At 51.8% G+C, this 21,351-nt stretch carries 23 protein-coding genes; 16 read left to right on the forward strand and 7 right to left on the reverse strand.

Translation table 11 applies throughout. From position 1 onward, the window contains the following. Window positions 1-37: 37 nt before the first annotated feature. Together deoB and deoD are read left to right on the forward strand one after the other, a co-directional pair. The gene (deoB, locus tag QUE34_RS26485) at window positions 38-1,261 is read left to right on the forward strand and encodes a phosphopentomutase (protein WP_000816471.1); all 1,224 of its coding nucleotides are present in this window, start codon (window positions 38-40) and stop codon (window positions 1,259-1,261) included. Window positions 1,262-1,317: 56 nt separating this feature from the next. Further along, entirely contained in the window at window positions 1,318-2,037 is a 720-nt protein-coding gene (gene deoD / locus QUE34_RS26490) for a purine-nucleoside phosphorylase (RefSeq protein ID WP_000224877.1), read from the forward strand. 160 nt (window positions 2,038-2,197) lie between these two features. Here the strand turns inward: deoD and QUE34_RS26495 are convergent, their stop codons facing one another. Genes QUE34_RS26495 through QUE34_RS26505 form a run of 3 tightly spaced genes read right to left on the reverse strand, consistent with a single transcriptional unit; the run spans window position 2,198 to window position 4,181 of the window. Then, entirely contained in the window at window positions 2,198-2,461 is a 264-nt protein-coding gene (locus QUE34_RS26495) for a helix-turn-helix domain-containing protein (protein WP_000566247.1), read from the reverse strand. Window positions 2,462-2,492: 31 nt separating this feature from the next. Beyond that, entirely contained in the window at window positions 2,493-3,509 is a 1,017-nt protein-coding gene (gene lplA / locus QUE34_RS26500; RefSeq protein ID WP_105268437.1) for a lipoate--protein ligase, read from the reverse strand. A 27-nt stretch (window positions 3,510-3,536) separates the two neighbouring features. Beyond that, window positions 3,537-4,181 (reverse strand): YtjB family periplasmic protein, encoded by a 645-nt coding sequence (locus QUE34_RS26505; protein ID WP_000124615.1) that lies wholly within the window; start codon window positions 4,179-4,181, stop codon window positions 3,537-3,539. Between the two features lie 105 nt (window positions 4,182-4,286). Here QUE34_RS26505 and serB point away from each other — a divergent pair, with 105 nt between their 5' ends. From serB to nadS, 5 genes are all read left to right on the forward strand, one after another. Continuing rightward, window positions 4,287-5,255 (forward strand): phosphoserine phosphatase, encoded by a 969-nt coding sequence (gene serB / locus QUE34_RS26510; protein ID WP_001132947.1) that lies wholly within the window; start codon window positions 4,287-4,289, stop codon window positions 5,253-5,255. Window positions 5,256-5,303: 48 nt separating this feature from the next. Continuing rightward, window positions 5,304-6,686, forward strand: coding sequence for a DNA repair protein RadA (gene radA, locus QUE34_RS26515; RefSeq protein ID WP_001029698.1), 1,383 nt, complete (start codon window positions 5,304-5,306; stop codon window positions 6,684-6,686). A 20-nt stretch (window positions 6,687-6,706) separates the two neighbouring features. Continuing rightward, window positions 6,707-7,939 carry a multifunctional transcriptional regulator/nicotinamide-nucleotide adenylyltransferase/ribosylnicotinamide kinase NadR gene (gene nadR / locus QUE34_RS26520; protein ID WP_103253529.1) on the forward strand — a complete coding sequence of 411 codons (1,233 nt, stop codon included), beginning with the start codon at window positions 6,707-6,709 and terminating at the stop codon, window positions 7,937-7,939. Between the two features lie 91 nt (window positions 7,940-8,030). Further along, window positions 8,031-8,363, forward strand: coding sequence for a type II toxin-antitoxin system RelE/ParE family toxin (locus QUE34_RS26525; protein WP_000513551.1), 333 nt, complete (start codon window positions 8,031-8,033; stop codon window positions 8,361-8,363). A 1-nt stretch (window position 8,364) separates the two neighbouring features. Then, the gene (gene nadS, locus QUE34_RS26530; RefSeq protein WP_000007436.1) at window positions 8,365-8,649 is read left to right on the forward strand and encodes a NadS family protein; all 285 of its coding nucleotides are present in this window, start codon (window positions 8,365-8,367) and stop codon (window positions 8,647-8,649) included. Window positions 8,650-8,704: 55 nt separating this feature from the next. Here nadS and ettA read toward each other — a convergent pair whose 3' ends face one another. Next, the gene (gene ettA, locus QUE34_RS26535; RefSeq protein WP_000046749.1) at window positions 8,705-10,372 is read right to left on the reverse strand and encodes an energy-dependent translational throttle protein EttA; all 1,668 of its coding nucleotides are present in this window, start codon (window positions 10,370-10,372) and stop codon (window positions 8,705-8,707) included. A 210-nt stretch (window positions 10,373-10,582) separates the two neighbouring features. On the opposite strand from ettA, the gene sltY reads away from it, so the two are divergent. Together sltY and trpR are read left to right on the forward strand one after the other, a co-directional pair. Further along, window positions 10,583-12,520 (forward strand): murein transglycosylase, encoded by a 1,938-nt coding sequence (sltY, locus tag QUE34_RS26540; RefSeq protein ID WP_000409431.1) that lies wholly within the window; start codon window positions 10,583-10,585, stop codon window positions 12,518-12,520. An 89-nt stretch (window positions 12,521-12,609) separates the two neighbouring features. Further along, window positions 12,610-12,936: a trp operon repressor gene (gene trpR, locus QUE34_RS26545; RefSeq protein ID WP_000068678.1), complete on the forward strand. Its 327-nt coding sequence runs from the start codon at window positions 12,610-12,612 to the stop codon at window positions 12,934-12,936. On the opposite strand, the gene yjjX is transcribed toward trpR, so the two are convergent. Continuing rightward, on the reverse strand, window positions 12,930-13,445 hold the full coding sequence (yjjX, locus tag QUE34_RS26550) for an inosine/xanthosine triphosphatase (protein WP_032183253.1): 516 nt from the start codon (window positions 13,443-13,445) through the stop codon (window positions 12,930-12,932). The two genes, trpR and yjjX, sit on opposite strands and share 7 nt — an antisense overlap. A gap of 51 nt (window positions 13,446-13,496) precedes the next feature. Here yjjX and gpmB point away from each other — a divergent pair, with 51 nt between their 5' ends. Next, entirely contained in the window at window positions 13,497-14,144 is a 648-nt protein-coding gene (gpmB, locus tag QUE34_RS26555) for a 2,3-diphosphoglycerate-dependent phosphoglycerate mutase GpmB (RefSeq protein WP_000942351.1), read from the forward strand. Here the strand turns inward: gpmB and robA are convergent. After that, window positions 14,141-15,010 carry an MDR efflux pump AcrAB transcriptional activator RobA gene (robA, locus tag QUE34_RS26560; RefSeq protein ID WP_000371666.1) on the reverse strand — a complete coding sequence of 290 codons (870 nt, stop codon included), beginning with the start codon at window positions 15,008-15,010 and terminating at the stop codon, window positions 14,141-14,143. The two genes, gpmB and robA, sit on opposite strands and share 4 nt — an antisense overlap. 210 nt (window positions 15,011-15,220) lie before the next feature. Between robA and creA the strand changes: the two genes are divergently transcribed. Genes creA through creD form a run of 4 tightly spaced genes read left to right on the forward strand, consistent with a single transcriptional unit; the run spans window position 15,221 to window position 19,230 of the window. Continuing rightward, window positions 15,221-15,694 carry a protein CreA gene (creA, locus tag QUE34_RS26565; protein WP_000875487.1) on the forward strand — a complete coding sequence of 158 codons (474 nt, stop codon included), beginning with the start codon at window positions 15,221-15,223 and terminating at the stop codon, window positions 15,692-15,694. Between the two features lie 12 nt (window positions 15,695-15,706). Beyond that, on the forward strand, window positions 15,707-16,396 hold the full coding sequence (creB, locus tag QUE34_RS26570; RefSeq protein ID WP_001188671.1) for a two-component system response regulator CreB: 690 nt from the start codon (window positions 15,707-15,709) through the stop codon (window positions 16,394-16,396). Then, window positions 16,396-17,820 (forward strand): two-component system sensor histidine kinase CreC, encoded by a 1,425-nt coding sequence (gene creC, locus QUE34_RS26575; protein ID WP_103253530.1) that lies wholly within the window; start codon window positions 16,396-16,398, stop codon window positions 17,818-17,820. The genes creB and creC overlap by 1 nt, the downstream gene beginning before the upstream one ends. A gap of 57 nt (window positions 17,821-17,877) precedes the next feature. Further along, window positions 17,878-19,230: a cell envelope integrity protein CreD gene (creD, locus tag QUE34_RS26580; RefSeq protein ID WP_103253531.1), complete on the forward strand. Its 1,353-nt coding sequence runs from the start codon at window positions 17,878-17,880 to the stop codon at window positions 19,228-19,230. Between the two features lie 58 nt (window positions 19,231-19,288). Here the strand turns inward: creD and arcA are convergent, their stop codons facing one another. Further along, the gene (gene arcA, locus QUE34_RS26585; RefSeq protein WP_001194358.1) at window positions 19,289-20,005 is read right to left on the reverse strand and encodes a two-component system response regulator ArcA; all 717 of its coding nucleotides are present in this window, start codon (window positions 20,003-20,005) and stop codon (window positions 19,289-19,291) included. A gap of 95 nt (window positions 20,006-20,100) precedes the next feature. On the opposite strand from arcA, the gene yjjY reads away from it, so the two are divergent. Both yjjY and QUE34_RS26595 read left to right on the forward strand, forming a co-directional pair. Beyond that, complete coding sequence (gene yjjY, locus QUE34_RS26590; protein WP_001303782.1) at window positions 20,101-20,241, forward strand: YjjY family protein; 141 nt, start codon at window positions 20,101-20,103, stop codon at window positions 20,239-20,241. Between the two features lie 399 nt (window positions 20,242-20,640). Continuing rightward, window positions 20,641-21,327 carry a tRNA/rRNA methyltransferase gene (locus tag QUE34_RS26595; RefSeq protein ID WP_103253532.1) on the forward strand — a complete coding sequence of 229 codons (687 nt, stop codon included), beginning with the start codon at window positions 20,641-20,643 and terminating at the stop codon, window positions 21,325-21,327. Window positions 21,328-21,351: the final 24 nt, after the last annotated feature.

The raw sequence follows: 21,351 nt of genomic DNA on the forward strand, positions 1-21,351 counted from the left end.
GATCATTTAAATTTGAAGCACTGAGTACGGAGAACATATGAAACGTGCATTTATTATGGTGCTGGACTCATTCGGCATCGGCGCTACAGAAGATGCAGAACGCTTTGGTGACGTCGGGGCTGACACCCTGGGTCATATCGCAGAAGCTTGTGCCAAAGGCGAAGCTGATAATGGTCGTAAAGGCCCGCTCAATCTGCCAAATCTGACCCGTCTGGGGTTGGCGAAAGCACACGAAGGTTCTACCGGTTTCATTCCGGCGGGAATGGACGGCAACGCTGAAGTTATCGGCGCGTACGCATGGGCGCACGAAATGTCATCCGGTAAAGACACCCCGTCTGGTCACTGGGAAATCGCCGGTGTCCCGGTTCTGTTTGAGTGGGGATACTTCTCCGATCACGAAAACAGCTTCCCGCAAGAGCTACTGGATAAACTGGTCGAGCGCGCTAATCTGCCGGGTTACCTCGGTAACTGCCACTCTTCCGGTACGGTCATTCTGGATCAGCTGGGCGAAGAGCACATGAAAACCGGCAAGCCGATTTTCTATACCTCCGCTGACTCAGTGTTCCAGATTGCTTGCCACGAAGAAACCTTTGGCCTGGATAAACTCTACGAACTGTGCGAAATCGCCCGTGAAGAGCTGACCAACGGCGGCTACAACATCGGTCGTGTTATCGCTCGTCCGTTTATCGGCGACAAAGCCGGTAACTTCCAGCGTACCGGTAACCGTCATGACCTGGCTGTTGAACCGCCAGCACCGACCGTGCTGCAGAAACTGGTTGATGAAAAACACGGCCAGGTGGTTTCTGTCGGTAAAATTGCAGACATCTACGCTAACTGCGGCATCACCAAAAAAGTGAAAGCGACCGGCCTGGACGCGCTGTTTGACGCCACCATCAAAGAGATGAAAGAAGCGGGTGATAACACCATCGTCTTCACCAACTTCGTTGACTTCGACTCTTCCTGGGGCCACCGTCGCGACGTCGCCGGTTATGCTGCGGGTCTGGAACTGTTCGACCGCCGTCTGCCAGAGCTGATGTCTTTGCTGCGCGATGACGACATCCTGATCCTCACTGCTGACCATGGTTGTGATCCGACCTGGACCGGTACTGACCATACCCGTGAACACATTCCGGTACTGGTTTACGGCCCGAAAGTAAAACCGGGTTCGCTGGGGCACCGTGAAACTTTCGCAGATATCGGCCAGACTCTGGCAAAATATTTTGGTACTTCTGATATGGAATATGGCAAAGCCATGTTCTGATGGATTTGGGCGGAGCAGTGACTCCGCCTTTAATATGTCACAAAAAGGATAAAATGATGGCTACTCCACACATTAATGCAGAAATGGGCGATTTCGCTGACGTAGTTTTGATGCCAGGCGACCCGCTGCGTGCGAAGTATATTGCTGAAACTTTCCTTGAAGATGCTCGTGAAGTGAACAACGTTCGCGGTATGCTGGGCTTCACCGGTACTTACAAAGGCCGCAAAATTTCTGTAATGGGCCACGGTATGGGTATCCCGTCCTGCTCCATCTACACTAAAGAACTGATCACCGATTTCGGCGTGAAGAAAATCATTCGCGTTGGTTCCTGTGGTGCAGTTCTGCCGCACGTAAAACTGCGTGACGTAGTGATTGGTATGGGTGCCTGCACCGATTCCAAAGTTAACCGCATCCGTTTTAAAGACCATGACTTTGCCGCTATCGCTGACTTCGACATGGTGCGTAACGCAGTAGATGCAGCTAAAGCACTGGGCATTGATGCTCGCGTTGGTAACCTGTTCTCCGCTGACCTGTTCTACTCTCCGGACGGCGAAATGTTCGACGTGATGGAAAAATACGGCATCCTCGGCGTGGAAATGGAAGCGGCTGGTATCTACGGCGTGGCTGCAGAGTTTGGCGCGAAAGCCCTGACCATCTGCACCGTGTCTGACCACATCCGCACTCACGAGCAAACCACTGCCGCTGAGCGTCAGACTACCTTCAACGACATGATCAAAATCGCACTGGAATCCGTTCTGCTGGGCGATAAAGAGTAATTGTGTTTCGCTGAAAGGCGATTGTCGTGTGAAGCCGGAGCGGGAGACCGCTCCGGCTTTTTAGTATCTATTCATCAATAGCGACTGATTTATAGATTTACTATTATTTTTCATATGGATAGAAAATTAAATCCATTCGAGTATCTATTCACGAATCTATTCATTTATGTTCAGCCGTCATCCAGTAAGGGCATATCAGCAACTCTGGCGGACAACCATAAATTCCTGCCATTTTGTTTTTGATGTTTGAACTAAGCCGTTCCGTCTTTTCGATTTGTTTTAGAGAATTAATCGAGATACCCAACATTTTACTAACTTCAGCAAGTGATAGTTTATGCCTGATACGCACGGCGGTTAGCCAGGATATACCCTGGCTGAACATTAAATTGATAATCTCCCGTTCCTGGTTCTTCAGATCGATCATATTTCCTTCCCTGGATATTTTAATCAGCGAGTTACCGTACCGCTCCCGCTATCCACGTCGACAACTCCCGTAGCTCTTTTTCCTGTTCAGGGAAGTCAACCAACAGCGCTTCACACTCTTGTTGCAGCATGTCCGCGCGGTACAGGCAGCCTTGCAGTCGTCCGGCGAGAGCTTCCAGAGGTGCGGGGTTGATGCTATCGGTAAACACCTGGGCGCGGGTGATATGGCCTTTTTCGACGTCGAAATGCAGTTCTACGCCGCCCCAGGTAAAGCGTTCATCCAGCAGATGCGAAAACGCCGGAGCCTGACCGAAGTTCCATTCCCAGCTACTCTGGCGGGCAAAGGTTTCGGCGAAGTTCGGCAAGTCCGGCGTTTTGTCCGGGGAGATAATTTCCGCTTCTACACGCTCGCCATAATGGGCGAAAAAGGCCTCGGTTATGGCTTCGCAAACCTGCTCGTGGGTAATTCCCGGCAGCAATTCGGTCAGATTGGTCACGCGGGAACGTACCGACGTAATGCCTTTCGCCGCCAGTTTCTTTTTATCCGGGTTGAGATAGTTTGCCAGGCGGCTAAGGTCGGCATTGAGTAGCAAGGTGCCGTGGTGGAAGCCACGATCTTTGGTTTCGCGATAGGCCGAGCCTGAGACTTTACGGTCGCCTTCGGCGGTTTTCACCACCAAATCGTTACGTCCGGACGCTTCGGCGCTGACACCGAGCGCGTTCAGTGCATTGAGCACAATCGAGGTGGAGATCGTTTTATCGTATTCCGGCTTGCCAGCCATGAAGGTAAAACAGGTATTGCCGAGATCGTGGAACACCGCGCCGCCACCGCTACTGCGCCTCGCCAGGCGGACGTTATCTTCTTCCATCCGCCGGGTATTACACTCTTTCCACGGGTTCTGCGCGCGACCAATCACCACGGTGTCAGCATTGCGCCAGAGAAACAAAACGCGCTGCGTGGCGGGCATCTGGCGAAAAATACACTCCTCCACCGCCAGGTTAAACCACGGATCGTAAGAGTCAGAGATGAGCAGGCGTAATGTGGACATAACGATTTCCTTTCTTGTAGTAATGGGTCACTCTTTTTTCTCGCTTTCTTCCTCTTCCGGCACCGGTTTGCTGGCGGTTAACAGGAAGGGGGATTGCTGCCAGCGGGTGCGTTTACCCTGTAGCAGCGTGCGGGTCAGCACTACGCCGATTGCCAGCGAGAGCAACAACATCAGGCGTAAAATGTTAGTGGTGTTATCCACCTGTTGAGCTTCGGTGGCGAGCGTATGGGTGTCGAGCGTCAGGCGCAGATAGCCAAGCGGACCATTTTTCCCTGCAATGGGTTCGACAATCTGCTGGTTAAAATAGCCGCCCGCTTTTTTACCGTCGAGCGCCAGCCGGTCACGCACCTCGACGCTTTCGCCAGAACGGGCGATAAGATCGCCTTGTTCGTCATACACGCCCGCGTCGAGGATGCGGCTTTCATCCGTTAACTGATCGAGGATCGCCTGAATACGTTTTTCATCCGGCGAGTCGGTACGCATCAGCGGCGCAACGTTCAGCGTCACCTGCCGCGCCAGGGTGCGGGCCAGTTCTTCCAGCTGCGGATTACGCTGTCGCTGGTGGTTTTGACTAAACCATGATGCCCCCTGCATCAGCGCCACTAACAAGGCAAGACAGAACAGGACAATCACTGCCCGATGCAGCCGGAATTTCAGTTTTGTGCGAGCCATCTTCCACCCTTTGAAAATTTGAGACTTAATGTTGCCAGAAGCAATGGATACAAGGTAGCCTCATGCGTTATTTTCCCTGCTTCGAACGATTTTACAGGAGCCTTAATGCCTAACATTACCTGGTGCGACCTGCCTGAAGATGTCTCTTTATGGCCTGGTCTGCCTCTTTCATTAAGTGGTGATGAAGTAATGCCACTGGATTACCACGCAGGTCGTAGCGGCTGGCTGCTGTATGGTCGTGGGCTGGATAAACAACGTCTGACCCAATACCAGAGCAAACTGGGCGCGGCGATGGTGATTGTTGCCGCCTGGTGCGTGGAAGATTATCAGGTGATTCGTCTGGCAGGTTCGCTTACCGCCCGGGCTACGCGCCTGGCCCATGAAGCACAACTGGATGTCGCGCCGCTGGGGAAAATTCCGCATCTGCGCACGCCAGGTCTGCTGGTGATGGACATGGATTCCACCGCCATTCAGATTGAATGTATTGACGAAATTGCCAAACTGGCCGGAACCGGCGAGATGGTGGCGGAAGTAACCGAGCGGGCGATGCGCGGCGAACTCGATTTTGCTGCCAGCTTGCGCAGTCGAGTGGCAACGCTGAAAGGCGCTGACGCCAATATTCTGCAACAGGTGCGTGAAAATTTGCCGCTGATGCCAGGCTTAACGCAACTGGTACTCAAGCTGGAAACGCTGGGCTGGAAAGTGGCGATTGCCTCCGGCGGTTTTACCTTCTTTGCCGAATACCTGCGCGATAAGCTGCGCCTGACCGCCGTAGTAGCCAATGAACTGGAGATCATGGACGGTAAATTTACCGGTAATGTGATTGGCGACATTGTAGACGCTCAGTATAAAGCGAAAACCCTGACCCGCCTGGCGCAGGAGTATGAAATCCCGCTGGCGCAAACCGTGGCGATTGGCGATGGTGCCAACGACCTGCCGATGATCAAAGCGGCAGGTCTGGGGATTGCCTACCATGCCAAGCCAAAAGTGAATGAAAAGACGGAAGTCACCATCCGTCACGCTGACCTGATGGGGGTATTCTGCATCCTCTCTGGCAGCCTGAATCAGAAGTAATTGCCCGCCCGTCATCCTGCGGGCGGCACAGCATTAACGAGGTACACCGTGGCAAAAGCTCCAAAACGCGCCTTTGTTTGTAATGAATGCGGGGCCGATTATCCGCGCTGGCAGGGGCAGTGCAGCGCCTGCCATGCCTGGAACACCATCACCGAGGTGCGTCTTGCTGCGTCGCCAACGGTGGCGCGTAACGAGCGTCTCAGTGGCTATGCCGGTAGCGCCGGGGTGGCAAAAGTCCAGAAACTTTCCGATATCAGCCTTGAGGAGTTGCCGCGTTTTTCCACCGGATTTAAAGAGTTCGACCGCGTATTAGGCGGTGGCGTAGTGCCAGGAAGCGCTATTCTGATTGGCGGTAACCCAGGCGCGGGGAAATCCACGCTGCTACTGCAAACGCTGTGCAAACTGGCGCAGCAGATGAAAACGCTATATGTCACTGGCGAAGAGTCGCTGCAACAGGTGGCAATGCGCGCTCATCGCCTCGGCCTGCCGACTGACAATCTCAATATGTTGTCGGAAACCAGCATCGAACAGATCTGCCTGATTGCCGAAGAAGAGCAACCGAAGCTGATGGTCATTGACTCCATCCAGGTGATGCATATGGCGGATGTTCAGTCATCGCCTGGCAGCGTGGCACAGGTGCGTGAAACGGCGGCTTATCTGACGCGCTTCGCCAAAACGCGCGGTGTGGCGATTGTCATGGTGGGGCACGTAACCAAAGATGGTTCGCTGGCTGGCCCTAAAGTGCTGGAACACTGTATTGACTGTTCGGTGCTTCTGGATGGCGATGCCGATTCCCGTTTCCGCACCTTACGCAGCCATAAAAACCGTTTCGGCGCGGTGAATGAGCTGGGCGTCTTCGCGATGACTGAACAGGGACTGCGTGAAGTCAGTAACCCTTCGGCAATTTTCTTAAGTCGCGGCGATGAAGTGACCTCCGGCAGCTCAGTGATGGTGGTGTGGGAAGGAACGCGTCCGCTGCTGGTGGAGATCCAGGCGCTGGTCGATCACTCGATGATGGCGAATCCACGCCGCGTGGCAGTAGGGCTGGAGCAAAACCGTCTGGCAATCCTGCTGGCGGTGCTTCACCGTCACGGTGGGTTGCAAATGGCCGATCAGGATGTGTTTGTTAACGTGGTCGGTGGCGTGAAGGTAACCGAAACCAGTGCCGATTTAGCGTTACTGCTGGCGATGGTTTCCAGCCTGCGCGACAGACCACTACCGCAGGATCTGGTGGTGTTTGGTGAAGTCGGGCTGGCAGGGGAGATCCGCCCGGTGCCCAGCGGCCAGGAGCGGATTTCTGAAGCGGCGAAACATGGTTTTCGGCGGGCGATTGTTCCGGCAGCCAACGTGCCGAAAAAAGCGCCGGAAGGGATGCAGATTTTTGGCGTTAAAAAACTCTCCGACGCGCTTAGCGTGTTCGACGACTTATAATGAGAGATACGGAGGGAGATATGTCGTCATTTGATTATCTGAAAACTGCCATCAAGCAACAGGGCTGTACGCTACAGCAGGTGGCTGATGCCAGCGGTATGACCAAAGGGTATTTAAGCCAGTTACTGAATGCCAAAATTAAAAGCCCCAGCGCGCAAAAGCTGGAGGCGTTGCACCGTTATTTGGGACTTGAATTTCCCCGGCAGAAGAAAACTATTGGTGTTGTATTCGGTAAGTTTTACCCGCTGCATACCGGACATATCTACCTTATCCAGCGTGCCTGTAGTCAGGTTGACGAACTGCATATCATTATGGGCTTTGACGATACCCGCGACCGCGCGTTGTTCGAAGATAGCGCCATGTCGCAGCAGCCCACGGTGCCGGATCGTCTGCGCTGGTTATTGCAAACTTTTAAATATCAGAAAAATATTCGCATTCATGCCTTCAACGAAGAGGGCATGGAGCCGTATCCGCATGGCTGGGATGTGTGGAGCAACGGCATCAAAAAGTTTATGGCTGAAAAAGGGATCCAACCGGATCTGATCTACACCTCGGAAGAAGCCGACGCGCCGCAGTATATGGAACATCTGGGGATCGAAACGGTGTTGGTCGATCCGAAACGTACTTTTATGAGTATCAGTGGTGCGCAGATCCGCGAAAATCCGTTCCGCTACTGGGAATATATTCCTACCGAAGTGAAGCCGTTCTTTGTGCGCACCGTGGCGATCCTCGGCGGCGAATCGAGCGGTAAATCCACCCTGGTAAACAAACTTGCCAATATCTTCAACACTACCAGTGCATGGGAATATGGTCGCGATTATGTCTTTTCGCATCTTGGCGGCGATGAGATTGCATTGCAGTATTCCGACTACGATAAAATCGCACTTGGACACGCTCAATATATTGATTTTGCAGTAAAATATGCCAATAAAGTGGCGTTTATCGACACCGATTTTGTGACAACTCAGGCGTTCTGCAAAAAGTACGAAGGGCGCGAGCATCCGTTCGTACAGGCGCTGATCGATGAATACCGTTTCGATCTGGTGATTCTGCTGGAGAACAACACGCCGTGGGTGGCGGATGGTTTACGCAGTCTCGGCAGTTCGGTGGATCGCAAAGAGTTCCAGAACTTGCTGGTGGAGATGCTGGAAAAGAACAATATCGAATTTGTGCGGGTTGAAGAGGACGATTACGACAGCCGTTTCCTGCGCTGCGTGGAGCTGGTGCGGGAGATGATGGGGGAGCAGGGATAATCATCTTTATAAGATGTTGAGTGATATTACTGATTCAAAAGTGTACTTAGTACTCCATTTTGGTGTACAATGTACCTGCCAGGGAGGGGTAATGGGCAAGGCGATAATATTTATAGAGACGCCAATGTTTACGCGTCAGATCAAGCAGATTGCAACCGATGATGAATTAAAGGAATTGCAAAAAGAACTCATCGGAACTCCCGATAAAGGTGATCTCATTCAGCAGACTGGTGGATTGCGTAAAGTCCGAATGGCTGCGGGTTCACAGGGAAAAAGTGGTAGTGTCAGAATAATTTACTTTCTGGCGACGGAAGAGATTATTTATTTGATTATGGCCTATCCGAAGAATGCCAAAGACAGTCTGACAGATACGGAAAAAGCTCAACTAAAGAAGTTGACGAAACTGCTCAAAGGTGAGGTATAAAATGAGTTTTTTTGATGAGTTGAAAACCTCTCTGGAAGAGGCTGTCGAGATTAAACAAGGTTTAAAAGAACCTGCACGGGTGACCCGCTACGAAATTGCGGATGTTAAAGCTATTCGTGAGCAACTCAACGTTTCGCAAAGTGAGATGGCAAAAGCTCTGGGAACCAGTGTGGATACCATTAAAAGCTGGGAATCGAAGCGAAGAAATCCTACGGGATTGGCTGCAAAAGTACTTGCCACAATTAAAGAAAATCCTGCCTTTTTCCGGGAACTTGCCTCCCATTAATCATTTAACTATTACCGGATGCGATGCTGGCGCGCCGCATCCGGCATTTTACGCATTACTTCGCAATACGCTTGTACTTGATACGCTTCGGCTCCAGCGCGTCTGCGCCCAGCGTGCGTTTCTTGTACTCTTCGTACTCGGTAAAGTTACCTTCAAAGAACTCAACTTTACCTTCATCCTGGTAATCCAGAATGTGTGTGGCGATACGGTCGAGGAACCAACGGTCGTGCGAGATAACCATCGCGCAGCCCGGGAACTCCAGCAGGGCGTTTTCCAGCGCACGCAGGGTTTCGATATCCAGGTCGTTGGTCGGTTCGTCGAGCAGCAGCATGTTGCCGCCAACCTGCAGCAGCTTCGCCAGATGCAGACGACCACGCTCACCACCGGAGAGTTCGCCAACGCGTTTACCCTGATCAACCCCTTTAAAGTTAAAGCGGCCAACGTAGGCGCGGCTTGGCATCTCGGTGTTACCGATCTTCATGATATCCAGCCCGCCGGAAACTTCTTCCCAAACGGTTTTGCTGTTATCCATTGAGTCACGGAACTGATCGACAGATGCCAGTTTCACCGTTTCACCTAAAGTGATGGTGCCGCTGTCTGGCTGTTCCTGACCAGAGATCATACGGAACAGGGTTGATTTACCCGCGCCGTTCGGACCGATGATCCCGACGATCGCCCCTTTAGGGATCGAGAAGCTCAGATCATCAATCAGCAGACGATCGCCGTAAGATTTACGCAGGTTGCTGACTTCCAGCACTTTATCGCCCAGACGCGGTCCAGGTGGAATAAACAGTTCGTTGGTTTCGTTACGTTTCTGATATTCGGTGCTGTTCAGCTCTTCAAAGCGCGCCAGACGTGCTTTACCTTTCGACTGACGGCCTTTAGTTCCCTGACGTACCCACTCCAGCTCTTTCTCGATCGACTTACGACGCGCTGCTTCTTGTGAAGCTTCCTGCGCCAGACGCTGATCTTTCTGCTCCAGCCAGGAGGAGTAGTTACCTTCCCACGGAATACCTTCACCGCGGTCAAGTTCGAGGATCCAGCCTGCAACGTTATCGAGGAAGTAACGGTCGTGGGTAATCGCCACCACGGTGCCCTCGAAGTCGTGCAGGAAGCGTTCCAGCCACGCTACGGATTCGGCATCCAGGTGGTTGGTCGGTTCGTCGAGCAGCAGCATGTCTGGTTTTTCCAACAGCAGGCGGCACAACGCCACGCGACGACGCTCACCACCGGAAAGGTTAGCGATTTTCGCGTCCCAGTCCGGCAGACGCAGCGCATCAGCCGCACGCTCCAGCTGAACGTTCAGGTTATGACCGTCATGAGCCTGAATGATCTCTTCCAGACGGCCTTGTTCAGCGGCCAGCTTGTCAAAATCGGCATCCGGATCGGCATACAGCGCATACACTTCATCCAGACGTTTCAGAGCGTTAACCACTTCAGAAACCGCTTCTTCAATGGACTCACGCACGGTGTGTTCCGGGTTCAGCTGAGGTTCCTGCGGCAGGTAACCAATCTTGATATCCGGTTGCGGACGCGCTTCACCTTCGATGTCTTTATCAATGCCCGCCATAATGCGCAGCAGGGTAGACTTACCCGCGCCGTTCAGACCCAGGACACCAATTTTTGCCCCAGGGAAGAAACTCAGAGAGATGTTTTTCAAAATATGACGTTTCGGCGGAACAACTTTGCCGACACGATGCATGGTATAAACGAATTGAGCCACGTTGGACTTCGCCTCTATGTTTATCGTGATGATGAGTTTTCAAAGGCGAAGTGTAGCCTGTTTCCTTATCTAATCCCAGCCGGTCGATCACCCTCGCAGTAAAAGTAAAAAAGTGTCCGTAACGTGGCGTAAACGGCAATGACTGGTTAGCATAAATCTATTACGCGGCATGACGCTGCATTGATGTATTGACACTTAGAGGATGCGCTTGTGGAAAAAGCCAAACACGTTACCTGGCGGCTGTTGGCTGTCGGTGTCTGTCTGCTGACGGTCAGCAGCGTGGCGCGAGCCGACTCACTGGATGAGCAGCGTAGCCGTTACGCGCAAATTAAGCAGGCCTGGGATAATCGACAAATGGATGTGGTCGAACAAATGATGCCTGGATTGAAGGATTATCCACTTTATCCCTATCTGGAATACCGCCAGATCACCGATGACCTGATGAATCAACCGGCGGTGACGGTCACTAACTTTGTTCGCGCTAACCCCACGCTTCCTCCCGCTCGCACGCTGCAATCTCGTTTCGTCAATGAACTGGCGCGGCGTGAAGACTGGCGTGGCTTGTTAGCCTTTAGCCCGGAAAAGCCCGGAACTACCGAAGCGCAATGTAATTACTACTATGCGAAATGGAACACCGGGCAGAGTGAAGAAGCCTGGCAAGGGGCGAAAGAGCTGTGGCTAACCGGCAAGAGCCAGCCTAACGCCTGTGACAAGTTATTTAGCGTCTGGCGTGCGTCAGGCAAACAAGATCCGCTGGCGTATCTGGAGCGTATCCGTCTGGCGATGAAAGCGGGTAACACAGGCCTGGTGACAGTGCTGGCAGGGCAGATGCCTGCTGATTACCAGACTATCGCCTCGGCGATTATTTCTCTGGCGAACAACCCTAATACGGTACTGACCTTCGCGCGTACAACCGGTGCGACCGATTTTACCCGTCAAATGGCGGCGGTGGCGTTTGCCAGCGTGGCGCGGCAGGATGCTGAAAATGCACGGCTGATGATTCCATCGCTTGCTCAGGCACAGCAGCTTAATGAAGATCAGATTCAGGAACTGCGCGATATCGTCGCCTGGCGTTTGATGGGCAACGATGTCACCGACGAGCAGGCGAAATGGCGCGATGACGCCATTATGCGCTCGCAATCCACCTCGTTGATTGAACGCCGAGTGCGGATGGCGCTTGGTACTGGCGATCGGCGTGGCCTGAATACCTGGCTGGCGCGTTTGCCGATGGAAGCGAAAGAGAAAGATGAATGGCGTTACTGGCAGGCCGATTTATTGCTGGAACGCGGACGTGAAGCTGAAGCGAAAGAGATTCTGCATCAACTTATGCAACAGCGTGGTTTCTACCCGATGGTTGCTGCACAGCGCATCGGCGAAGAGTATGAGCTGAAGATTGATAAAGCGCCGCAGAATGTTGACAGCACTCTGACTCAGGGGCCGGAGATGGCGCGCGTGCGCGAGTTGATGTACTGGAATCTCGATAACACCGCGCGTAGCGAGTGGGCCAATCTGGTGAAGAGCAAGTCAAAAACAGAGCAGGCACAGCTGGCACGGTATGCTTTCAACAACCAATGGTGGGATCTCAGCGTTCAGGCGACGATCGCCGGGAAGTTGTGGGATCATCTGGAAGAGCGATTCCCGCTGGCCTACAACGATCTTTTCAAACGTTACACCAGCGGTAAGGAGATCCCGCAAAGCTATGCGATGGCGATTGCCCGTCAGGAGAGTGCCTGGAATCCGAAAGTGAAGTCACCGGTAGGGGCCAGCGGGCTGATGCAGATTATGCCTGGTACGGCGACCCATACGGTGAAGATGTTCTCTATTCCTGGCTACAGCAGCCCTGGGCAATTGCTGGATCCGGAAACGAACATCAACATCGGCACCAGTTACCTGCAATATGTTTATCAGCAGTTTGGCAATAACCGTATTTTCGCCTCAGCAGCTTATAACGCCGGACCTGGACGAGTGCGCACCTGGCTTGGCAATAGCGCTGGTCGTATCGACGCAGTGGCATTTGTCGAGAGTATTCCGTTCTCCGAGACGCGCGGTTATGTGAAGAACGTGCTGGCTTATGACGCTTACTACCGCTATTTCATGGGGGATAAACCAACGTTGATGAGCGCCACGGAATGGGGACGTCGTTACTGATCCGCACGTTTATGATATGCTATCGTACTCTTTAGCGAGTACAACCGGGGGAGGTATTTTGCTTCCCCCGCTAACAATGGCGACATATTATGGCCCAACAATCACCCTATTCAGCAGCGATGGCAGAACAGCGTCACCAGGAGTGGTTACGTTTTGTCGACCTGCTTAAGAATGCCTACCAAAACGATCTCCATTTACCGTTGTTAAACCTGATGCTGACGCCAGATGAGCGCGAAGCGTTGGGGACTCGCGTGCGTATTGTCGAAGAGCTGTTGCGCGGCGAAATGAGCCAGCGTGAGTTGAAAAATGAACTCGGCGCTGGCATCGCGACGATTACGCGTGGATCTAACAGTCTGAAAGCCGCGCCTGTCGAGCTGCGCCAGTGGCTGGAAGAGGTGTTGCTGAAAGATCACTGATACACGGCATTATGAAACGGACTCAGCGCCAGGATCACCGCCTGGTGATAGACGCTGGCGCGAGTGAGCTTCCCGGCGGTAAATACGCCGATTGCACCTTCTTTACGGCCAATTTCATCAATGCCGGTATAATGCGACATCACAGGGCCGAGCGCCTCGCCTTCACGCACTTTCTCCAGAATCACCTCAGGCAACGGCAAAGTTGCCGAACGCGCTTCGCCACGCTGGCTGGCGTTTTCAATCACCACCCAACTGAAGGTGCTGTCACCATCAATCCCTGCTTCAATCGCCACCCAAAAATCAGCCTCTGGATGTAAACAGCGAGCATTTGCCACCCGATTTCGTGCGCCAGCGCGCGTTTCCTCACTACCAAAGGGCTGTTCCGGTACACCGCTCTCGACGGCAACGGATGCAATATGGCAGGATCCTTCGCCGAAGATCTCGTGAAATGCCTGCAGAATGGCCTGAATTTTAGCGGGATTGGTGGTCGCACAGACAACTTGGTGCATAATCAGCATTACTCAGAAAATTAACGTTACAGCAGTATACGGAAAAAAAGCATGTTACAGGTATACCTAGTCCGCCACGGTGAAACGCAGTGGAACGCCGAGCGACGTATTCAGGGCCAGTCTGACAGCCCGCTGACTGCCAAAGGTGAGCAACAGGCGATGCAGGTGGCGACCCGTGCCAAAGAGCTTGGCATTACGCATATCATCAGTAGCGATTTAGGGCGCACCCGCCGCACGGCGGAAATCATCGCCCAGGCCTGCGGCTGTGACATCATCTTTGATTCTCGCCTGCGTGAATTAAATATGGGTGTACTGGAAACAAGAAATATCGATTCACTCACCGAAGAAGAAGAAAACTGGCGTCGCCAACTGGTCAATGGCACTGTCGACGGACGTATTCCTGAAGGCGAGTCTATGCAGGAGCTCAGCGATCGTGTCAATGCGGCACTGGAATCTTGTCGGGAATTACCGCAGGGAAGCCGACCGCTGCTGGTGAGCCACGGTATTGCACTGGGATGCCTGGTGAGTACGATTCTCGGATTACCAGCATGGGCAGAGCGTCGCTTACGTCTGCGTAACTGTTCTATTTCGCGCGTGGATTATCAGGAAAGCTTGTGGCTGGCGTCTGGCTGGGTGGTTGAAACCGCAGGGGACATCTCGCATCTGGACGCCCCTGCATTAGATGAGCTGCAGCGTTAACGACGGATCGGAATCAGCAGTTCACAGCGCAGATTAATTGGGCGATCTCCCGCTTTGGCATCTTCTGCCGGGTAGTATCGCTCAATATCCTGACCTTTACGGCGCGTCAGGTTAAGCATTGGCATGCACGTTCCGTATACCGTCAGGATAAACTCCTGCACGCCTGTTCCCAGACCTTCATAGGTAAACATCACATATTCACCGCCTTGCAGCATCACAGGATGCCCGGTCAATACATAGCCATCTGCCTGATCCTGGGCTAATGCGGTGGTATAGAACACCTCTTGCTCGTCGTCTTTATCCTGGCTCGGACGCGTTTCATTCAGGCCGTAGAGCACAGGCGGAATGGTCGGCGCGTTGCCAAGAAAATCGTGCCAGAACTGATAACGCATTTCATGGCGGAAATCAGAGATTTGTTCCAGCGAACAGGAGTAACTCTGGGTAACACCAATCAGCGGCGTATCTTCCAGGGTGACAAATTTGTGCTCTGGCATGGTGAATTCACCCAGACGCAGCGGCGGGCGAATACCAAAGGCGCTCCATTCAGGAGAACGGCGGTAAAGAGCAGGAGTTTGGGCAAACTGCTTCTTGAATGCGCGAGTAAATGTCTGTTGAGAGTCGAAGCGGTATTGCAGCGCGATATCCAGAATTGGACGCGCAGTCAGGCGTAGTGCGACCGCCGATTTCGACAAACGACGAGCACGAATATACGCGCCAATAGCATGACCAGTGACATCTTTAAACATTCTCTGTAAGTGCCACTTGGAATAACCTGCTTTCGCCGCTACATTGTCGAGCGACAGGGGCTGATCCAGATGACCTTCCAGCCAGATTAAAAGGTCGCGAATAATGCCGGCCTGATCCATAAAATATCCTCATCCTTTCAACAACGAGCACCTGACATCAGGTAATTGGATAATAGCATTTTTTGCTGTTTTAGCATTCAGTGTTTTTTTCTTAGTAGCGTATGTTTTAGGGCTTGACGGAAATAAAAGTATTGAGATTTTGTTCTTAATCAATATGTTATTTATCGTGGTGAACTAATTGCTCATGTAATAGATAAAAATGGTAACAATATGAAATACAAGCATTTGATTCTGTCTTTAAGCCTGATAATGCTGGGGCCGTTGGCTCATGCAGAAGAGATTGGTTCGGTCGACACTGTATTTAAAATGATCGGCCCTGATCACAAAATTGTTGTGGAAGCCTTTGACGATCCCGATGTGAAAAATGTCACCTGCTATGTGAGCCGGGCGAAAACCGGCGGTATTAAAGGGGGATTGGGCCTGGCGGAAGATACTTCCGATGCGGCTATTTCTTGTCAGCAAGTCGGGCCGATTGAACTGTCGGATCGTATTAAAAACGGCAAAGCTCAGGGCGAGGTAGTTTTCAAAAAACGCACGTCCCTGGTCTTTAAGTCGTTACAGGTCGTGCGCTTTTATGATGCCAAACGCAACGCGCTCGCTTATCTGGCTTACTCCGACAAAGTTGTAGAAGGTTCGCCGAAAAACGCGATTAGCGCGGTTCCTGTCATGCCGTGGCGGCAATAACAGAGGCGATTTATGCAACGGGAAACGGTCTGGTTAGTAGAAGACGAGCAAGGGATCGCCGACACGCTGGTCTACATGTTGCAGCAGGAAGGTTTTGCCGTCGAGGTCTTTGAGCGAGGCTTGCCGGTGCTGGATAAAGCTCGCCAGCAGGTACCCGACGTCATGATTCTCGATGTTGGTCTGCCGGATATTAGCGGCTTTGAATTGTGCCGCCAGTTACTGGCGCTCCATCCGGCGTTACCTGTACTGTTCCTGACGGCCCGAAGTGAAGAGGTCGATCGCCTGCTTGGGCTGGAAATTGGTGCTGACGACTACGTGGCTAAACCGTTTTCACCCCGCGAAGTGTGCGCCAGGGTGCGCACCTTACTGCGTCGGGTGAAGAAGTTCTCGACGCCGTCTCCCGTCATCCGTATTGGACATTTTGAATTGAATGAACCCGCGGCGCAGATCAGCTGGTTTGACACGCCATTAGCGCTGACTCGGTATGAGTTTTTATTGTTGAAGACGTTACTCAAGTCACCGGGCCGCGTCTGGTCCCGCCAGCAACTGATGGATAGCGTATGGGAAGATGCGCAGGACACCTACGATCGCACCGTCGATACCCACATTAAAACGCTGCGTGCCAAGCTGCGCGCCATTAACCCCGATCTTTCCCCGATTAATACTCATCGCGGCATGGGATATAGCCTGAGGGGACTGTAATGCGTATCGGCATGCGGTTGTTGCTGGGCTATTTTTTACTGGTGGCAGTGGCGGCCTGGTTCGTACTGGCAATTTTTGTCAAAGAAGTTAAACCGGGCGTGCGAAGAGCAACGGAGGGGACGTTGATCGACACCGCAACGTTGCTGGCGGAGCTGGCGCGTCCCGATTTGCTCTCTGGGGACCCAACGCATGGGCAACTGGCGCAGGCGTTTAATCAGCTACAACATCGGCCGTTTCGCGCCAATATCGGTGGCATTAACAAAGTGCGCAATGAATATCATGTCTATATGACCGATGCGCAGGGCAAAGTATTGTTCGATTCGGCAAATAAAGCCGTTGGACAGGATTATTCGCGCTGGAATGACGTCTGGCTAACGTTGCGTGGTCAGTATGGTGCGCGCAGCACGTTGCAAAATCCTGCCGATCCCGAAAGTTCTGTGATGTATGTTGCCGCGCCGATTATGGACGGCTCGCGGCTTATTGGCGTTTTGAGCGTAGGCAAACCGAACGCGGCGATGGCTCCGGTCATTAAGCGCAGCGAGCGGCGAATTTTATGGGCCAGCGCCATTTTGTTGGGGATTGCACTGGTGATTGGCGCAGGCATGGTTTGGTGGATCAACCGCTCCATTGCCCGGCTCACTCGCTATGCTGATTCTGTCACTGACAATAAGCCCGTTCCTCTCCCCGATCTCGGTAGTAGCGAGCTGCGTAAACTCGCTCAGGCGCTGGAAAGTATGCGCGTGAAGCTGGAAGGGAAAAACTATATTGAGCAGTATGTTTATGCGTTAACTCATGAGCTAAAAAGCCCACTGGCGGCGATTCGTGGTGCGGCGGAAATTTTACGCGAAGGTCCGCCGCCGGAAGTGGTGGCTCGTTTTACTGACAACATTCTGACACAAAATGCGCGAATGCAGGCGCTGGTGGAAACGTTACTACGCCAGGCAAGACTGGAGAATCGTCAGGAAGTCGTTCTGACTGCTGTTGATGTGGCGGCATTATTTCGCCGCATCAGCGAAGCGCGCACCGTGCAGTTGGCGGAAAAAAACATCACTCTACATGTTATGCCCACAGAGGTTAACGTTGCTGCTGAATCGGCGTTACTGGAGCAGGCGCTGGGGAATTTATTGGATAACGCCATCGATTTTACCCCCGAGGGCGGTCGTATAACGCTAAGCGCTGAAGTGGATCATGAACACGTTACGCTTAAGGTGCTGGATACCGGTAGTGGTATTCCTGACTACGCCCTGTCGCGTGTTTTTGAGCGCTTTTACTCTTTGCCGCGTGCGAATGGGCAAAAAAGTAGTGGTCTGGGGTTGGCGTTCGCCAGTGAGGTCGCCCGTTTGTTTAACGGCGAAGTCACGCTGCACAACGTGCAGGAAGGTGGCGTGCTGGCCTCGCTTCGACTTCACCGTCACTTCACATAGCTTCAAATTCTTCCCACATAGCCTTCGTATCCTGCTGCCATTGCAAAGGAGAAGACTATGTTGAAATCCCCCCTGTTCTGGAAAATGACCACCCTGTTTGGTGCAGTATTGCTGTTGTTGATTCCGATAATGCTGATTCGGCAGCTGATTGTCGAACGTGCCGATTATCGTAGCGATGTGGAAGATGCGATTCGCCAAAGTACCAGCGGGCCGCAAAAACTCGTTGGGCCGCTCATCGCTATTCCTGTGACCGAGCTTTATACGGTGCAGGAAGAGGATAAAACCGTGGAGCGGAAACGAAGTTTTATCCATTTTTGGTTACCTGAGTCATTGATGGTTGATGGCAATCAGAACGTGGAAGAACGCAAGATTGGGATTTATACCGGTCAGGTCTGGCACAGTGATTTAACGCTAAAAGCCGATTTCGATGTTTCGCGTCTTAGCGAACTCGACGCGCCAAATATCACCTTAGGCAAGCCATTTATTGTGATTAGCGTCGGGGATGCGCGTGGTATTGGTGTGGTGAAAGCGCCTGACGTTAACGGAACGGCGCTGACCATTGAACCCGGCACCGGGTTAGAGCAAGGCGGGCAGGGCGTGCATATCCCTTTACCCGAAGGGGACTGGCGCAAGCAGAACCTGAAGCTGAATATGGCGCTGAATTTAAGCGGTACCGGCAATCTTTCTGTGGTGCCTGCCGGGCGTAATAGCGAAATGACCTTAACCAGCAACTGGCCGCATCCCAGTTTTTTAGGTGATTTTCTGCCAGCCAAACGGGAAGTCAGCGAGTCTGGTTTTCAGGCGCAATGGCAAAGCAGCTGGTTTGCTAATAATCTCGGTGAGCGTTTTGCTTCAGGTAATGATACCGGCTGGGAAAACTTCCCGGCGTTTAGCGTCGCAGTGACGACGCCAGCCGATCAATACCAATTAACGGATCGGGCGACTAAGTACGCTATTTTGCTGATTGCGCTGACTTTTATGGCCTTCTTTGTTTTTGAAACGCTTACCGATCAACGTTTACACCCGATGCAATATTTACTGGTGGGGCTTTCATTGGTGATGTTTTATTTGCTCTTGCTGGCGCTTTCTGAACATACCGGTTTTACCGTGGCATGGATAATCGCCAGCCTGATAGGGGCGTTAATGAACGGTATTTACTTGCAGGCGGTATTAAAAGGCTGGCGCAACAGCATGTTGTTTACTCTCGCGCTGTTGTTGCTGGATGGTGTGATGTGGGGACTGCTCAACTCTACCGATAGCGCACTGTTATTGGGAACCAGTGTGCTGATGGTGGCGCTGGCCGGCATGATGTTTGTGACCCGTAATATCGACTGGTATGCGTTTTCACTGCCGAAAATGAAAGCCAGTAAAGAAGTTACAACGGACGATGAGTTACGTATCTGGAAATAAGGTTGAAAAATAAAAACGGCGCTAAAAAGCGCCGTTTTTTTGACGGTGGTAAAGCCGATTAATCTTCCAGATCACCGCAGAAGCGATAACCTTCACCGTGAATGGTGGCGATGATTTCCGGCGTATCCGGCGTAGATTCGAAATGTTTACGAATACGGCGGATCGTCACGTCTACAGTACGGTCGTGTGGTTTCAGCTCACGGCCGGTCATTTTCTTCAGCAGTTCAGCACGGGACTGAATTTTGCCTGGGTTTTCACAGAAGTGAAGCATGGCGCGGAACTCACTGCGCGGCAGCTTGTACTGCTCGCCATCAGGGCCGATCAGCGAACGGCTGTTGATGTCCAGTTCCCAACCATTGAACTTGTAGCTTTCAACGCTACGACGTTCTTCGCTGACAGTACCAAGATTCATGGTACGGGACAGCAGGTTGCGTGCACGAATAGTAAGTTCACGCGGGTTGAACGGTTTGGTGATGTAGTCATCTGCACCGATTTCGAGGCCGAGAATTTTATCGACTTCGTTGTCACGGCCAGTCAGGAACATCAACGCAACATTCGCCTGCTCGCGCAGTTCACGCGCTAACAGAAGACCGTTCTTACCCGGCAGATTGATATCCATGATCACCAGGTTGATGTCATATTCAGAGAGGATCTGATGCATTTCCGCGCCATCTGTCGCTTCGAAAACATCATAGCCTTCCGCTTCGAAAATACTTTTCAACGTGTTGCGTGTTACCAACTCGTCTTCAACGATAAGAATGTGCGGGGTCTGCATGTTTGCTACCTAAATTGCCAACTAAATCGAAACAGGAAGTACAAAAGTCCCTGACCTGCCTGATGCATGCTGCAAATTAACATGATCGGCGTAACATGACTAAAGTACGTAATTGCGTTCTTGATGCACTTTCCATCAACGTCAACAACATCATTAGCTTGGTCGTGGGTACTTTCCCTCAGGACCCGACAGTGTCAAAAACGGCTGTCATCCTAACCATTTTAACAGCAACATAACAGGCTAAGAGGGGCCGGACACCCAATAAAACTACGCTTCGTTGACATATATCAAGTTCAATTGTAGCACGTTAACAGTTTGATGAAATCATCGTATCTAAATGCTAGCTTTCGTCACATTATTTTAATAATCCAACTAGTTGCATCATACAACTAATAAACGTGGTGAATCCAATTGTCGAGATTTATTTTTTATAAAATTATCCTAAGTAAACAGAAGGATATGTAGCATTTTTTAACAATTCAACCATTAGTATAGTCAGGAAATAGTTTAGACTTTTTTAAGTTAAGTGAAGGGCTTTTTCTGCGACTTACGTTAAGGGTTTGTAAATTCGATCCGCGTAATAAGTTGACAATGATCACCCTGTGCGCGGTTATTAGGTCAAGAAGAGTGTCAATATGCGTATAACGATTATTCTGGTCGCACCCGCCAGAGCAGAAAATATTGGGGCAGCGGCGCGGGCAATGAAAACGATGGGGTTTAGCGAGCTGCGAATTGTCGATAGTCAGGCACACCTGGAGCCAGCTACCCGCTGGGTTGCACATGGATCTGGTGATATTATTGATAATATTAAAGTTTTCCCAACTCTGGCTGAATCGTTACACGATGTCGACTTCACTGTCGCCACCACTGCACGCAGTCGGGCGAAATATCATTACTACGCCACGCCGGTGGAACTGGTGCCGCTGTTAGAGGAAAAATCCTCGTGGATGAGCCATGCAGCGCTGGTGTTTGGTCGCGAAGATTCCGGGCTGACTAACGAGGAGTTAGCCTTGGCTGACGTTCTTACTGGTGTCCCGATGGTGGCAGATTATCCTTCGCTGAATCTGGGACAGGCGGTGATGGTTTATTGCTATCAATTAGCAACATTAATACAACAACCGGCCAAAAGTGACACAACGGCAGACCAACATCAACTGCAAGCTTTACGCGAACGAGCCATGTCATTGCTGACGACCATGGCAGTGGCAGATGACACAAAACTGGTCGACTGGTTACAACAACGGCTGGGGCTTTTAGAGCAACGAGACACGGCAATGTTGCATCGTTTGCTGCATGATATTGAAAAAAATATCACCAAATAAAAAACGCCTTAGTAAGTGTTTTTC

Origin of the sequence: Escherichia sp. KS167_9B, from assembly GCF_030295215.1 — a bacterium.
Taxonomy (GTDB): Bacteria; Pseudomonadota; Gammaproteobacteria; order Enterobacterales; family Enterobacteriaceae; genus Escherichia; species Escherichia coli_F.

Coding starts and splice junctions, on each gene's coding strand:
- serB (WP_001132947.1), top strand. CDS start 4,287: ATGCCTAACATTACCTGGTGCGACCTGCCTGAAGATGTCTCTTTATGG.
- deoD (WP_000224877.1), top strand. CDS start 1,318: ATGGCTACTCCACACATTAATGCAGAAATGGGCGATTTCGCTGACGTA.
- robA (WP_000371666.1), bottom strand. CDS start 15,010: ATGGATCAGGCCGGCATTATTCGCGACCTTTTAATCTGGCTGGAAGGT.
- nadR (WP_103253529.1), top strand. CDS start 6,707: ATGTCGTCATTTGATTATCTGAAAACTGCCATCAAGCAACAGGGCTGT.
- creA (WP_000875487.1), top strand. CDS start 15,221: ATGAAATACAAGCATTTGATTCTGTCTTTAAGCCTGATAATGCTGGGG.
- arcA (WP_001194358.1), bottom strand. CDS start 20,005: ATGCAGACCCCGCACATTCTTATCGTTGAAGACGAGTTGGTAACACGC.
- QUE34_RS26525 (WP_000513551.1), top strand. CDS start 8,031: ATGGGCAAGGCGATAATATTTATAGAGACGCCAATGTTTACGCGTCAG.
- creB (WP_001188671.1), top strand. CDS start 15,707: ATGCAACGGGAAACGGTCTGGTTAGTAGAAGACGAGCAAGGGATCGCC.
- gpmB (WP_000942351.1), top strand. CDS start 13,497: ATGTTACAGGTATACCTAGTCCGCCACGGTGAAACGCAGTGGAACGCC.
- yjjX (WP_032183253.1), bottom strand. CDS start 13,445: ATGCACCAAGTTGTCTGTGCGACCACCAATCCCGCTAAAATTCAGGCC.
- trpR (WP_000068678.1), top strand. CDS start 12,610: ATGGCCCAACAATCACCCTATTCAGCAGCGATGGCAGAACAGCGTCAC.
- QUE34_RS26495 (WP_000566247.1), bottom strand. CDS start 2,461: ATGATCGATCTGAAGAACCAGGAACGGGAGATTATCAATTTAATGTTC.
- QUE34_RS26595 (WP_103253532.1), top strand. CDS start 20,641: ATGCGTATAACGATTATTCTGGTCGCACCCGCCAGAGCAGAAAATATT.
- creC (WP_103253530.1), top strand. CDS start 16,396: ATGCGTATCGGCATGCGGTTGTTGCTGGGCTATTTTTTACTGGTGGCA.
- yjjY (WP_001303782.1), top strand. CDS start 20,101: ATGACTAAAGTACGTAATTGCGTTCTTGATGCACTTTCCATCAACGTC.
- creD (WP_103253531.1), top strand. CDS start 17,878: ATGTTGAAATCCCCCCTGTTCTGGAAAATGACCACCCTGTTTGGTGCA.
- lplA (WP_105268437.1), bottom strand. CDS start 3,509: ATGTCCACATTACGCCTGCTCATCTCTGACTCTTACGATCCGTGGTTT.
- nadS (WP_000007436.1), top strand. CDS start 8,365: ATGAGTTTTTTTGATGAGTTGAAAACCTCTCTGGAAGAGGCTGTCGAG.
- deoB (WP_000816471.1), top strand. CDS start 38: ATGAAACGTGCATTTATTATGGTGCTGGACTCATTCGGCATCGGCGCT.
- QUE34_RS26505 (WP_000124615.1), bottom strand. CDS start 4,181: ATGGCTCGCACAAAACTGAAATTCCGGCTGCATCGGGCAGTGATTGTC.